A 13,438-nucleotide genomic window follows, 5' to 3' on the forward strand; every position below is an offset into this window, starting at 1 on the left:
AGGGCGTCGTGCCACGCGGCATCCAGAAGTGCGTGCTCGGCAGCCGACACCGGAGCCTCGCGCAGCCGCGCCCGAATCGACGCGTCCCGGGCCGCAAGAGGCACTCCGCGGAACGGATTCTCGGGGAAGGATGCCGCGGGCATGTGCAGCGCGGCGATGCCCGCGGCGAGCGGGCCGGCCCACGCTCCGCGCTCCGCGCGCGGCACGTCGATCGCCGCCTCGCCGTCGAACCACGGCACGAGACTCCACGGGAACGGTGTCGCCTCGTTCGCGTGCACCGCGACCAGGGGAGCGGGGGCGCCGACTCCGGCGGTCGCGAGACGGCGGGCGATCGCCGGCAGGAACTCCTGCTCGTGCCGCACCAGCGCATCGGCGACCTCGCGCCGCGGCAACCGGGCGGCGTGGTGCTCGCCCACCCGCCAGAGTGCGCAGTCCCAGCCCTCCGCGGCGAACGCGAGCGGAGCCTCGGCGAACTCGGGCGTGGCGGCCCGCAGCAGCCCACGCACGAGCAGCTCATCGATCACGCGGTCGGCCGCGGGGGAGTCCGGCATCCGATCACCTTAGGCCGACACAGACGGATGCCCCGGCTCGAGGGGAGAGCCGGGGCATCCGTCGTCTGAGGCCGCGCCCCTCAGGACCCGGTGCTCGATGCCGAGCAGGAGTAGAGGTTCGAGCTCGGCGAGTCGCTCACGCTCGAGCAGTTCTGCTCGACCCACGACTGGATCTCGCTCGACGTGCCCGACGACGATCCGCCCATGCCGCCGCCGCCCCCGCCCGCGCCGCTCAGCAGCACGTAGGTGAGCTTGCCGCTGGAGACCAGGGCCTGGAACTCGGCGAGCGTCGGCACCGGGTCGCTGCCGCTGAAACCGCCGATCGGGAGCACCGAGCCGCCGTCCGAACCGATGATCAGCCCGGCCGCCTGCTGCGCGCCGAACGTCGCGACCAGGTACTCGGTGCTCGACGTCGCGTGCTGCTCGAGCCAGGTCATCAGCTCGGCGTCCGACGACGACGAGCTCGACATGCCCGCGATGCCCTGGCCGCCGAGACCGCCCTGCGCGGAGCCGCTGCTGGATCCGCCGAAACCGCCCTGCGTGCCGGTGCCGCCCTGCGCGCTCGATCCGCCGGGGCCGCCCGCGCCACCCGGGCCGCCGGAACCGAACCCGCCCTGGCTGCTCGACGAACCGCTCTGCGAGCCGAACCCGCCGGGGCCGCCCTGGGCCGAGGACGAGCCGCCTTGGGTCTGACCGCCGAAGCCGCCTTGACCGCCGGGACCGCCTTGTCCGCCGCCGGGACCACCCATGCCGCCGCTCATGTCCGCCACGCCGCCCGCGACCGGGTTGATCGAACTCGGGTGCGACATGGTCACGACCGACCAGACCGTCGGGGTGAGCAGCAGGCCCACTCCGGCGACGAGCGCGGTCACGAACCGCAGGGGGCGGGTGCGCGCGCGCTCCCAGTAGATGAGGCCGATGGCGACCGCCGCGGCGACCAGCTGCAGGATCGAGACGACGATCGAGTAGCCGCCGTACGAGATGCCGATGATCAACGCCGTGAGTGCGGCGACGCCGACGAGGGATGCCTGCGCCCACCGGATGTTCGCCTTCCGGGCTGCGCCGAACGCGAGGCCGACCGCGAGCGCCATCGGCACCGCGAGCGACGCCGTGTAGAACTGGTGCATGCCGGCCACGACCGAGAACATCGCGGCGTACGTCAGGAACCAGACACCGATCAGCACGGTGATGGTGCGCGGCACCTTGGCGATCCAGAGCACGACGAGGGCGAGCAGCGTCACCGGCACGAGCCAGCCGATCTGCCCGGCGAGCTGCGTGTTGAACAGGCGGAAGATGCCGGCGCTGCCCGAGAACGGCGGAGTGAACGAGTTGTAGGCACTGCTGTCGGCGGTGCTCGAACCGAACCGGCCGAGACCGTTGTAGCCGAACACCATCTCCCAGGCGCTGTTGTGCAGCGTGCTGCCGATGTAGGGCCGCGAGGACGCCGGCACGAGCGAGACGATCACGATCCACGCGACGGATGCCGCGGCGCTGACGACGCCGGCGACCAGGAGCGTCCAGATCTTGCGAACCCACGGCTGCCGGCTGCACAGGTACGCGATGCCGAGCGCCGGCCACGCGGCCCAAGCCTCGAGCATGTAGCACTGGAAGGCAGCCGCGATGAACAGGCCGGCGGCCACGAGCCATCCGAAGCTCGCCTTCTGCACCGCGTGGACGGCGGCCCAGGCGGCCGCGGCGATCGCCAGCACGAAGAAGGACTCCGGCTGGTTCGAGCGCGAGACGGCCACGAGGATCGGCGTGGTCGCGACGACGGCGCCCGCGAGCAGACCCGCGGTGGTGCCGGCGACCCGTTTGGCGGTCACCGCGGTGATGAGCGCGGCGCCGACGGCGGCGAGGGCATTCGGCAGGATGATCGCCCAGGTCGAAAACCCGAACACTCTCACGAACAGTGCGGGCACCCAGAACGAGCCGGGGATCTTGTCGAGCGTCACGGTGCCGGCGGGGTCGAACGCACCGAAGAAGAAGTTCGACCAGCTCTTGCTCATCGACAGCGCGATGGATGCGTAGTAGTCGGACTGCGATCCGTTCCAGACGCCCCACGCCGTGAGAACGGCGGCGCCGAGACCGAGGAGGACCAATCCGAGGGGCCAGACACCCCAGCGCCGACGAGCGGCGACCGAGGCCGGGGGAGAGACGGGTACGGCCTGAGAAGGCGGGGCTATGGATGTCACGTCGGCGACGCTATGCGGCGACTCGATGTCCGGTCTCGGCGAAGTCTATGAGGTGTCTGTGGACGGCGAGGGGTGGCTGTGTGGGGCAATGTTGCTTTGGATGTTGTTTTGTGTGTGTTGGTGTTGTACTTTGTGGATGTCCAAGGAGGGTCCATGTACGCGACGGAGCGCCACGCGCTGATCGAACAGCTCGTCACCAGTGACGGGCGCGTGTCGGTCATCGACCTCGCCGAGCGGTTCCAGGTCACTACCGAGACGGTGCGTCGCGACCTCGCCGTGCTCGAAGACGCCGGCCTTCTGCGTCGGGTGCACGGGGGAGCGGTCTCCACCGACCGCATCAGCACGATCGAGCCGACCGTGCTCGAACGACGCACGCAGCATGAGGCCGCCAAGATCGCGATCGCCCGCCGCGCGCTCGAGGCCATCCCGGCCGGCTTCACCGGCTCGATCTTCCTCGACTCCGGCACCACGACCGCCGCCGTCGCCGACGCGCTCTCCGAGCGCCTCGCGCGCGTCGACGCGACAGCCGACGTCATCACCAACTCCATCGCCCTCGCACCTGCCCTCGCCGACGCCCCCCGCGTCTCCCTGACTGTCATCGGCGGACGGGTGCGATCGGCGACGGCCGCGGCCGTCGGCGCGACGACCGTCGCCACCATCGCCCAGCTGCGTCCCGACATCGCCTTCGTCGGCACCAACGCCATCTCCGCCGACTTCGGCCTCAGCACCCCCGACATGGAGGAGGCCGCCGTCAAGGCCGCCATCGTGCGGGCGGCGCGCCGCGTCATCCTGGTCGTCGACGGCTCGAAGTTCCAGCGCGAGTCGCTGCGCCGGTTCGCCGGGGTCGAGGACATCGATGTGCTCGTCAGCGAAGCCGACCCGACCGGCGAGCTCGCCGCGGTACTCGCCTTCGCCGACGTGGAGGTGTGGCGCGCATGATCGTCACGCTCACCGCCAACCCCTCGCTCGACCGCACCGTCACCCTCGCAGGCCCGCTCGCACCGGGAGAGGTGCAGGCCGCCGTCTCCGCACGCGAGGATGCCGGCGGGAAGGGCATCAACGTCGCCCGCGTCGCCGCCGCCGCGGGAGAACGCGCCGTCGCCGTGCTGCCGCTCTCCCCGGAGGATCCGTTCCACACCGTGCTGCGCGCGACGGGCATCCCCGCTCGTGCGGTGCCGGTCGCCGGGCACGTGCGCTCGAACATCGCCATCACCGATCCCCGCGGCGAGACGACCAAGCTGAATCTGCCCGGCGCCGAGCTGAGCGCCGCCGAACGGGCTGCGCTCATCGAAGCCGTCGTGACCGCGTCGGCCGGGGCCCGCTGGCTCGTGCTCGCCGGGTCCGTGCCGCCCGGCGCCGGCGACGACCTCTACGTCGACGTGATCGCCGCGACCCGCGGGCGGTGGGGCGCGCACGCGCCGCGCATCGCCGTCGACACCTCGGGCCCCGCCCTCGCCGCGGTCGTCGCGGACGCCCACCCCGACCTCATCAAGCCCAACGACGACGAACTCGCCGCGCTGCTCGACGACGACGCGGCGCGCGACGCCGACCCCGCATCCCTCGTCGCCGCGGCACGCCGGTTCGTTCCGACCCGTGTCGGCGCGGCGCTCATCACCCTCGGCAGCGCCGGCGCGCTCCTCGTCACCGCGGACGGCGCCTGGATCGGGCGTCCCCCGCCCATCCGCCCGGTCAGCACCGTCGGCGCGGGCGATTCCTCCCTCGCCGGCTACCTCCTCGCCGACCTCGACGGTGCCGAGGAGTCGACCCGGCTCGCCACCGCCATCCGCTATGGCGCGGCCGCGGCATCCCTGCCCGGCACCCAGGCGCCCACCCACGCAGACCTACCTGTCGACGAGATCCCCATCTCGTCACTCCCCGCGCCGGCGAGCGTCCCGCTCACCGACCACTGAAACCCACCACCACCCACCCCACTGCGACCACGGAGGTCACTGTGTCAGACATCATCACGCCGGAGCTCGTCGTCCTCGACGCATCGCTCGGCGACGACAAGCAGGCGGTCATCCGCGCGCTCGCTGCGCGCGTGGTGGCGGCCGGCCGTGCGACGGACGCCGAGGCGCTGTTCGCCGACGCCTGGGCCCGCGAGGCCAAGGACGAGACCGGCCTTCCCGGCGGCATCGCGATCCCGCACGCCAAGAGCGCCGCCGTCACGACGGCCTCGCTCGCGTTCGCGCGCCTGCGGCCCGCGGTCGACTTCGGCGCTCCCGACGGCCCGGCCGACCTCGTGTTCCTCATCGCCGCTCCCGAGCACGCCGCCGAGGAGCACCTCGCCGTGCTCTCGAAGCTCGCGCGCAACCTGCTCAACGACGACTTCACCGCGCAGCTGCGCGGCGCCCGCGACGCGGCCTACGTCGTCTCCGTCGTCGACCGCGCCATCGCCGGCGAGACGGCACCGGCCGCCGCGGCGGCTCCCACCGGGGCCGCGCGCCACACCGTCGACGGCCGCCCCGCGCGCATCGTCGCGGTCACCGCATGCGCGACCGGGATCGCGCACACCTTCATGGCCGCCGATGCCCTCACCGCCGCAGGCACCGCGGACGGCATCGACCTCGTCGTCGAGCCGCAGGGATCGAGCGGCTACAAGCCGATCGCCCAGTCGGTCATCGACGCCGCCGACGCCGTCATCTTCGCGGTCGACGTCGACGTGCGCGAGCCCGGCCGCTTCGCCGGCAAGCCTCTCGTGCGTGCCTCCGTCAAGCGCGGCATCGAGGAGCCCGAGAAGCTCATCAGCGAGGCGACCGCCGCGGCATCCGACCCGTCGGCCCGTCGCGCCGGCGGCAGCGCCCCCGTCGCCGCCGCCCCCGCCGCACGCAGTGGCCTCGGCAGCACCGTGAAGCGGGCCTTGCTCACGGGCGTCAGCTACATGATCCCGTTCGTGGCCGGCGGCGGTCTGCTCATCGCGCTCGGCTTCCTGCTCGGCGGCTACGAGATCGCCTTCAACGCCGACAAGGTGCTCGGCGCCTCGACTCTCTGGAACCTCGGCGCGAACCCGCTGAACGTCTACCTCGGTGCTGTCGCGTTCAAGATCGGCGCCCTGTCGTTCGGCTTCCTCGTGCCCGCCCTGGCCGGCTACATCGCCTTCGCGATCGCCGACCGCCCGGGTATCGCCCCCGGTTTCGTCGCCGGTGCGGTCGCGGCCTACATGGGCGCGGGCTTCCTCGGCGGCATCATCGGCGGTCTGCTCGCCGGTCTCGCCGCCTGGTGGCTCGGTCGTTTCGAGGTCGCGCGCTGGCTGCGCGGTCTCATGCCCGTGGTCATCATCCCGCTGCTCGCGTCGATCTTCGCGTCGGGGCTCATGCTCCTCGTCCTGGGCGGGCCGATCGCGTTCGTGGTGACCGCCCTGAACAACTGGCTCTCCAGCCTCAATGGTGTCGGCGTGATCGTGCTCGGCATCATCCTCGGCCTCATGATGTGCTTCGACCTCGGCGGACCCGTCAACAAGGTGGCCTACGGCTTCGCGACCGCGAACCTCGCCGCCGGCATCGCCGGTGACAACCGCTACCTCGAGATCATGGCTGCGGTCATGGCCGCCGGCATGGTGCCCCCGCTCGCGATGGCCCTCGCCTCGACCGTGCTCGGGCGCAAGCTCTTCAGCCCCGCCGAGCGTGAGAACGGCAAGGCGGCATGGCTGCTCGGCCTCTCGTTCATCTCCGAGGGTGCGATTCCGTTCGCCGCCGCAGACATCTTCCGCGTCATCCCCGCGGCGATGGTCGGAGGTGCCGTGACCGGTGCCCTGTCGATGGCCTTCGGCGTCACCTCGAAGGCACCCCACGGCGGCATCTTCGTCTTCTTCGCCATCGACAGCTTCCCGCTGTGGATTCTCTCGATCGCGGTGGGTACGGTCGTTACGGCGGTGCTCGTGATCCTGCTCAAGCGCTTCGCGCGTCGTCGCCCCCTCGAGATCGTCGCCGACGAGCCTGAGCCGGCCGCGGTGCCGCAGGCCGTCGCCGCACACTGAACAACACCGTTACGAAGGAGAAACACCATGGCCGAACGCCAGGCGACCATCGCCAGCGCCTCCGGACTCCACGCCCGCCCCGCGAAGCTGTTCGTGCAGGCGGTTCAGGAGAAGAAGATCCCCGTGACGATCGCGGTGGCCGGCGGCCCCGATCTGAACGCGGGCAGCATCCTCTCCCTGATGGGGCTCGGCGCCGCGCACGGCACCGTCGTCACGCTGAAGGCCGATGGTGACGGAGCCGAGCAGGCGCTCGACGAACTCGTCGCCCTGCTCGAGACCGATCTCGACGCGGAGTAATCCGGGCCATTGCGCGTCTGATCGGCACGCAGAAGCGGGATGTCGCACCTCGGTGCGGCATCCCGCTTCGTCGTTGACGCGGCCCGGTCAGATCTCGACCGACTGCTCCGGGTCGAGATCATGGAACGCACCGCCGTGCTGCTCGGTCGCCCAGCGCAGCCGCGCGCGCCCCATGTCACGGCCGGCCACGGAGAGTGTCATGTCGTGGGTCGCGAAGGCGTGGCGCGGCGCGACGGCGAGCACGAAGTCCATCGCGTCGCCGATCTTCAGCCAGGGCGCGCCGACTGGCGCCGCGAGCAGCTCCACGTCGACTCCCTTCGGCACCGCGTACGAGTCGCCGGGGTAGTAGAGCCTGTCGTCGACGAGCACCCCGAGGTTGTCGACGATCGGGATGCTCGAGTGGATCTCGTTGTGGCGGCCGCCGAAGAACCGCAGCGTGAACCCGCCGGCGTCGACCGTGTCGCCCGCCTCGACGACGGTGATGTCGAAGCCGGCGGCCGCGGCGGCGACGCCCGTGGGTGCGTAGATCGGCACGTCGCCGTGGTCGCGGCGCAGCCGGGTGAGGTGCTCGGGGGTCCAGTGGTCGGGATGCTCGTGCGTGACCACGATCGCCACGACATGGCGCAGCCCCTCGAGCGGGGTGGTGAACGAGCCGGGGTCGACCACGAGGGTCTTCCCCTCGTTCTCGACGGTCAGCGCGGCGTGCAGATGCTTGGTCACTCGCATGAAGCGAGTCAACAACGATGCGGATGCCGCGGCAACTCCGCGCCGCGTCAGGCGGAGTGTGACGCGTATGACGGTTGCGTCCGGGCTGACCTCGCCGCGTCCCGAATAATCGACGGGTGGTGGTCACCGTCGTGCTCGCGCTGCTCACCGCGGCGGCGTATGGCATCGACGGACATTTCGGCGCGATGGCCGCTCGACGGCTCGGTGCCGTCGGCACCACGATCCTCGCCTACGCGTCCGGCGCGGCCGTACTCGGCGTGATCGTGATCGTCGTCGGGGGACAGTGGAGCGGGCCGGCCGTCGGATGGGGCGTGGTCGCGGCGGTGACGGCGACGGCGGGGTCGATCGCGTTCTACGCGGCGGCGGTGTCCGGCTCGGTCAGTCTCGTGGCCCCACTCGTGGGCGTGCTGCAGTCCGCGGTGCCGGTCGCCGTCGCTGTCGGTCGCGGGGAGCGGTTCGGCGGTTTCGGCTGGGTCGCTGTGCTGCTCGCCATCTGCGCGGCGGTGCTCGCATCGTCTCGCCGGGCGGAGGGGCATCCGCGACTCACGCAGCGTTCGGGCGTGCTGACCGTCGTGTCGGGGCTCCTCCTCGGTGCCTCGATCCTGGCCGTCGATGCGGCTCCCGTCGCCGCCGAGCAGATTCCCGTCTTCCTCGAGCTCACGTTCGGCGTCGCGATGCTCGGGATGTTCCTGCTGGCGCGTGCGCGGCGAGTGCGGGTACGGGCGGCACGTGAACCCGTGATCGCGGACGGGACGGCGAGGCGGGTCGCGATCATCCAGGCACTCGTCGCCGGCGTTCTGCTCGGCGTCGCGAACGTCTTCCTCGTGCTCGCGCTGCACCGCGGCCCGTTGGCTGTCGTAGGGGTGCTGGTGAACCTGTACCCGGTGTTCACGGTCGTCGCCGCCTGGCTGCTCGACAGGCAGCGACTCGCGGCGCCGCAGCTCGCCGGCGTCGCCCTCGCGGTGATCGCATCCGTGCTGTTCGGCGTCGCGTGATCCGAACCGGCGGATCGTCGCGACCCGAGCCGTGGCCGCCTCCGTCGTCGCGGCGGAAGGGATCAGTGGAGTGTGGGCGCCGATTTGTCGGGCACCACGAAGGCATGGCATAATCGAACGGTTGCCTAACGGCCCCATCGTATAGCGGCCTAGTACGCCGCCCTCTCACGGCGGTAACGCGGGTTCGAATCCCGCTGGGGTCACCAACACGTCGAAAGCCCGGTGTTCGCACCGGGCTTTCGACGTTTCCGCATCTGCCCCGCACCGCGCGACGCGCGGTTCCGCCCGGAGTAGAGTTCCGGATGCGAGGGGGAGTATCCCGATCTCGCGCATCCGTCATCACGGGCGCAACGTCGTCGCCCCGGGTGCGCGCCGCACTGTGCGGGGGAGAGACCGTCGACGTTCGTCGCACCCTCCCGAAAGGCATCGCCCGTGGCATCCGCTCTGCCCGCCTGGTTCGAGATCACCGCACTCGTGGTTCTCGTGCTGATCCTCGTCGCCGACCTCCTGCTCATCGTGCGCCGGCCGCACGTGCCGTCGATGAAGGAAGCCGGGCTCTGGGTCGGGTTCTACGTCTCGCTCGCACTCGTCTTCGCCGGCGTGCTGTGGGCCGTCAGCGGCGGGTTCGACGTGCCCAGCCAGTTCCTCGCGGGCTGGCTGACCGAGTACAGCCTGTCGGTCGACAACCTGTTCGTGTTCGTGCTGCTGATGGCGCAATTCGCCGTGCCGCGTCGCTACCAGCAGGAGGTGCTGATGGTCGGCATCATCATCGCGCTCGTGCTGCGCGGAATCTTCATCCTGCTGGGGGCGGCGATCATCGAGCACTTCAGCGCCGTGTTCTACCTGTTCGGCATCTTCCTCGTCTACACCGCCTATCGGCAGGCGTTTGGCGGCGACGACCACGACGACGATCAGAAGCGCGAGGGAGTGATCGTGCGCACGCTGCGACGCATCTTCCCGATCAGCGAGTCCTTCGACGGCGCGAAGCTGCGCACGACCGTCGACGGCCGACGCCTCTTCACCCCGATGCTGCTCGTGTTCGTCGCGATCGGCTTCACCGATCTGGTGTTCGCGATCGACTCGATCCCGGCGATCTTCGGCATCACCGCCGATCCGTTCCTCGTGTTCACGGCGAACCTGTTCGCGCTGATGGGACTTCGCCAGCTCTACTTCCTGCTCGGCGGACTGCTCGACTCGCTCCGCTACCTGCACTACGGCATCGCGTTCATCCTCGCGTTCATCGGCGTGAAGCTCGTCTTCCACGCGCTGCACGAGAACGAGCTGCCGTTCATCAACGGAGGTCATGGGGTGGAATGGGCGCCCGAGATCTCCACGCTCGCCTCGCTCGGCGTCATCGTGGCCTCGATGGCGGTCGCCACGGTGGCGAGTCTCATGGCCTCGCGTCGCGACCGCGACGGGACGGATGCCGCGGGCCCCGCGGCATCCGTCTGATCGGGGTCAGAACGCGGCGAGGTTCGCGCGCAGACCGCCCGGCGCGTACTCGCGGCGGAGGATGCCGCGGCGGCGCAGGATCGGCACGAGCTCATCGAGCACGCGGTGCACCGTGACGGGGTGCAGGTCGCCCCAGAGCAGCACGCCGTCGTTGCCCCACTCGCCGAGCTCCTCGATGCGGTCGGCGAACTCGTCGGCGGTGCCGACGAAGCCGGACCCGTCGGTGAGGCGTCCGAGCCGCGCATGCGCCGCGAGGATCTGCCGCAGCGGCGTGGTGGCGGCGTCGTTCCTCCCGATGAGGCGACGGATGCTGCCTTCCGAGACGTGGTTCGCGAACGTGCCCGCCGGGATCGGCGCGTCGAGGTCGAGCGCCGTGAGGTCGGTCTCGAGATCGCTCGACTGCTTGCGCGCGATCTGCACGAGGGCGGCCTCATCGGGGTTCGCCGACGCGGCGACGAGTCGGTCCGCCTCGGCCGCTGATGAGACGAGCACGGGCTGGATCGCGAAGAGGATCGTGATCTCCTCCGGGCGCCGACCACGCTCGACCGCCGCCGCGTGGATCTTCGCTCGATAGGCGGTGATGCTGTCGCGATCGAGCGGGGCGAGCGCGAGCTGTATGTCGCTGTTCGCGCCCGCGAAGCCGAGTCCGCGTCCGCTGCCGCCCGGCGACGCGATCACCGGCTCGCCCTCGCGGAAAGGCACCGCGTTGAGCGGGCCGTCGAAGGCGAAGTACTCGCCCCGATGCGCGGCGTGGTCGAGCCGGGTGCCGTCCGCGTAGACGCCCGAGACGGGGTCGACGACGAGGGCCTCGGGCGACCAACTGCGCCACAGCAGCCGCAGGCTCTCCAGCCACTCCTCGGCGCGGTCGTAGGCGGCGTCGTGGCCGAGCGGCGCGGCGGTGCCGAAGTGGCGGGCACTGCCGGTGTCGGTGACGACGTTCAGGCCGAGACGGTCGCCACTCAGGTGCTGGAGGGTCGCGAACTGACGTGCCGCCGTGTAGGGCACGTACGCCGCGGGGTTGACCGTCGGGATCACGCCGAGATGCTCGGTCGCGTCGAAGAGGTACGGCGCGAGGAGGAGCGGATCGTGCTTCGGGCCGCCAAAGGCATGCCGGATCCGCAGATCTATCGTCTCCGGGCTGCCGAGGGACGGTGCGTCCTCGATGATGACGAGGTCGAACCCGGCCTGCTCGAGGGTGCGCGCCGACTGCTGGTAGAGGCCGGGCTTCGTCCAGTCGTAGTCCCAGTCGAGGGAGGGGTATCCCCAGCCGTGCGGGCCGAAGCCGCGGGCGAGGAACCAGCCGAAGTGCTGCAGGCGGGTCATGCGAGGATCTCCTCCGTGGAACGGTCGCCGGACCCGGCGACGGCGGCGGGGGATCCGCTGGCGGCGCCCGCGGCGGCGAGCGCCCGGGCGAGGTCGCGACGCAGGTCGTCGACGTCTTCGATGCCGATGGACAGACGCAGGGTGCCGGGGAGAACTCCGCGCCGTACCCGCTCTGACTCCGCGTGGCCGGAGTGGCTCGTCGAGGCGGGGTGCAGAACGAGCGTGCGCACGTCGCCGAGATGCGTCATATGCGTGACGAGCTGAACCGCTTCGACGAACGCGCGGGCGGCGGGCTCGCCGCCGTTCAGCGTGAACGCGAACACCGAGCCGAAGCCGCCATGCAGCTGACGCACCGCGAGGTCGTGATCGGGGTGCGTGGGAAGACCGGCGTAGTCGACGGAGGCGACCTCGGGCTGCTCCTCGAGCCAGGTCGCAAGAGCGAGGGCGCCCGCGGACTGGTGCCGCACGCGCAAACCAAGGGTCTCCGCCCCCTGGCCGACCAAGAAGGCATTGAAGGGCGACGGCGTCGCGCCGAAGCGGGGGGCGACCGTCTCTCGTGCGTAGGCGATGCGCGCGCGTCCGCCGTGGCGCTCCCACGGGCTCGGCGCACCGCTCGCGTTGCGTTCGACGAGGTGCGGGAACAGGCGGCCCGCCGTGACGCCGTCGAACCGGCCGTCGTCGACGATCACGCCGCCCAGCGCGGCCCCGTGACCGCCGAGGAACTTGCTCGCCGAGTGCACGACGATCGCCGCGCCGTGTTCGATCGGTCGCAGCAGCGCCGGCGTCGCGAACGTGTTGTCCACGACCAGCGGGATGCCGAACTCGTCGGCGACGCCGGCGACGAGAGCGACGTCGAGGATGTCGTTGCGCGCGTTCGCGATCGACTCGGCGAAGTAGGCGCGCGTCTCGCGGCGGGTGGCGCGCCGCCACGCATCGGGGTCGGAGATCTCGTCGACCAGCGTGGCCGTGATGCCGAGCCGCGACAGGTTGTCGAAGACGAGGCCGCGGGTGCCCTCGTAGATGTGGGCGGAGAGAACGATGTGGTCGCCGGCGGAGAGCAGCGTGAGCAGGGCGGTCGTGACGGCCGCCTGGCCGCTCGCGAGGAACACGGCCTCCGCGCCGGACTCGAGGGCGGCGAGCTTCTGCTCCAGGGCCGAGACGGTCGGGTTTCCGGTGCGGGTGTAGCCGAAGCCGGCGCCCGTGGCGAAGTGCTCGGCGGCGGTGTCGAAGGCGTCGAAGCGGAACCCGGCGGTGAGGTAGAGCGGCACGGTGCGGGACGCGGCATCCGACCACTCGGCGCCGGCGTGCGCGGCACGGGTGTCGAAGGATGCCTCGGTGTGCGCTGCGTGCTCGGTCACGACTCTCCTCGGGTAGGGCGGGGGTCAAAGGGGAATCGTCGCACGGCGCGCCGCCGCCGCCATCATCGGGTGCAATACGACGTCACGCCGTCGAGCCCTGCGCCGAGGCGCCGGTGGTACTGTGACGAGGTGCGGATCGCTCGCCTCCTCCTTAGCGGCCGCGACGAGACCTTGTTCTAGGCCGTCCTCGTCGCGGAGTTCGTCGCGGGCCTCCACACCCACTCGAGGAGTACGTCAGAGCCATGACCGACATCACGTCCGATTCGCCCACCATTCCCGACCGTCCGCGCACGCTCGCGGAGAAGGTCTGGGACAACCACCTCGTCGTCAAGGGTGAGAACGGCGAACCCGACCTCATCTACATCGACCTGCACCTGGTGCACGAGGTGACGAGCCCGCAGGCCTTCGACGGCCTCCGCGCCGAGGGGCGCCCGGTGCGCCGTCTCGACCTCACGATCGCCACCGAGGACCACAACACTCCGACACTCGACATCGACAAGCCGATCGCCGACCTCACGAGCCGCACCCAGATCGAGACGCTGCGTCGCAACGCGGCCGAGTTCGGGGT

At 71.1% G+C, this 13,438-nt stretch carries 12 protein-coding genes and 1 tRNA gene; 8 read left to right on the plus strand and 5 right to left on the minus strand.

Translation table 11 applies throughout. The features are described 5' to 3' along the window. Together ABT08_RS09905 and ABT08_RS09910 are read right to left on the minus strand one after the other, a co-directional pair. Nucleotides 1-551, minus strand: a 551-nt coding sequence (locus ABT08_RS09905; protein ID WP_502685885.1) for a protein kinase family protein, incomplete at its 3' end; no start/stop codon positions are given. Between the two features lie 80 nt (nt 552-631). Then, nucleotides 632-2,743 carry an ArnT family glycosyltransferase gene (locus ABT08_RS09910; protein ID WP_288114841.1) on the minus strand — a complete coding sequence of 704 codons (2,112 nt, stop codon included), beginning with the start codon at nt 2,741-2,743 and terminating at the stop codon, nt 632-634. A 153-nt stretch (nt 2,744-2,896) separates the two neighbouring features. Between ABT08_RS09910 and ABT08_RS09915 the strand changes: the two genes are divergently transcribed. Genes ABT08_RS09915 through ABT08_RS09930 form a run of 4 tightly spaced genes read left to right on the plus strand, consistent with a single transcriptional unit; the run spans nt 2,897 to nt 7,016 of the window. After that, nucleotides 2,897-3,682, plus strand: coding sequence for a DeoR/GlpR family DNA-binding transcription regulator (locus ABT08_RS09915; protein WP_056206964.1), 786 nt, complete (start codon nt 2,897-2,899; stop codon nt 3,680-3,682). Then, the gene (locus ABT08_RS09920) at nt 3,679-4,653 is read left to right on the plus strand and encodes a hexose kinase (protein WP_056207109.1); all 975 of its coding nucleotides are present in this window, start codon (nt 3,679-3,681) and stop codon (nt 4,651-4,653) included. Before ABT08_RS09915 ends, ABT08_RS09920 begins: the two co-directional genes overlap by 4 nt. Nucleotides 4,654-4,694: 41 nt before the next feature. Continuing rightward, entirely contained in the window at nt 4,695-6,719 is a 2,025-nt protein-coding gene (locus ABT08_RS09925) for a PTS fructose transporter subunit IIABC (RefSeq protein WP_045248469.1), read from the plus strand. 27 nt (nt 6,720-6,746) lie between these two features. Then, a complete protein-coding gene (locus ABT08_RS09930) occupies nt 6,747-7,016 on the plus strand; it encodes an HPr family phosphocarrier protein (RefSeq protein WP_045248468.1) in 270 nt (89 codons plus the stop codon). Nucleotides 7,017-7,103: 87 nt separating this feature from the next. Here the strand turns inward: ABT08_RS09930 and ABT08_RS09935 are convergent, their stop codons facing one another. After that, nucleotides 7,104-7,742, minus strand: coding sequence for an MBL fold metallo-hydrolase (locus ABT08_RS09935; protein WP_056519884.1), 639 nt, complete (start codon nt 7,740-7,742; stop codon nt 7,104-7,106). A 116-nt stretch (nt 7,743-7,858) separates the two neighbouring features. On the opposite strand from ABT08_RS09935, the gene ABT08_RS09940 reads away from it, so the two are divergent. The 3 genes from ABT08_RS09940 to ABT08_RS09950 all read left to right on the plus strand — a co-directional run bounded on the left by ABT08_RS09940 (nt 7,859) and on the right by ABT08_RS09950 (nt 10,189). Next, complete coding sequence (locus ABT08_RS09940) at nt 7,859-8,737, plus strand: EamA family transporter (protein WP_056519881.1); 879 nt, start codon at nt 7,859-7,861, stop codon at nt 8,735-8,737. A gap of 130 nt (nt 8,738-8,867) precedes the next feature. Next, a tRNA-Glu gene (locus ABT08_RS09945) sits at nt 8,868-8,943 on the plus strand. A 226-nt stretch (nt 8,944-9,169) separates the two neighbouring features. Beyond that, complete coding sequence (locus tag ABT08_RS09950; RefSeq protein ID WP_056206959.1) at nt 9,170-10,189, plus strand: TerC family protein; 1,020 nt, start codon at nt 9,170-9,172, stop codon at nt 10,187-10,189. Between the two features lie 6 nt (nt 10,190-10,195). Here ABT08_RS09950 and ABT08_RS09955 read toward each other — a convergent pair whose 3' ends face one another. Both ABT08_RS09955 and ABT08_RS09960 read right to left on the minus strand, forming a co-directional pair. Then, nucleotides 10,196-11,512: an LLM class flavin-dependent oxidoreductase gene (locus tag ABT08_RS09955; RefSeq protein WP_288114842.1), complete on the minus strand. Its 1,317-nt coding sequence runs from the start codon at nt 11,510-11,512 to the stop codon at nt 10,196-10,198. Further along, nucleotides 11,509-12,870, minus strand: a complete 1,362-nt coding sequence (locus ABT08_RS09960) for an O-acetylhomoserine aminocarboxypropyltransferase/cysteine synthase family protein (protein ID WP_056519878.1) — start codon at nt 12,868-12,870, stop codon at nt 11,509-11,511. Before ABT08_RS09960 ends, ABT08_RS09955 begins: the two co-directional genes overlap by 4 nt. Nucleotides 12,871-13,112: 242 nt before the next feature. Here ABT08_RS09960 and ABT08_RS09965 point away from each other — a divergent pair. Further along, a partial coding sequence (locus ABT08_RS09965; RefSeq protein WP_288114844.1) for an aconitase family protein occupies nt 13,113-13,438 on the plus strand: 326 nt, incomplete at its 3' end.

Origin of the sequence: Microbacterium sp. SCN 71-21 (genome assembly GCF_001725695.1) — a bacterium.
Lineage (GTDB): Bacteria > Actinomycetota > Actinomycetes > Actinomycetales > Microbacteriaceae > Microbacterium > Microbacterium ginsengisoli.

Coding starts and splice junctions, on each gene's coding strand:
- ABT08_RS09935 (WP_056519884.1), bottom strand. CDS start 7,742: ATGCGAGTGACCAAGCATCTGCACGCCGCGCTGACCGTCGAGAACGAG.
- ABT08_RS09930 (WP_045248468.1), top strand. CDS start 6,747: ATGGCCGAACGCCAGGCGACCATCGCCAGCGCCTCCGGACTCCACGCC.
- ABT08_RS09915 (WP_056206964.1), top strand. CDS start 2,897: ATGTACGCGACGGAGCGCCACGCGCTGATCGAACAGCTCGTCACCAGT.
- ABT08_RS09955 (WP_288114842.1), bottom strand. CDS start 11,512: ATGACCCGCCTGCAGCACTTCGGCTGGTTCCTCGCCCGCGGCTTCGGC.
- ABT08_RS09920 (WP_056207109.1), top strand. CDS start 3,679: ATGATCGTCACGCTCACCGCCAACCCCTCGCTCGACCGCACCGTCACC.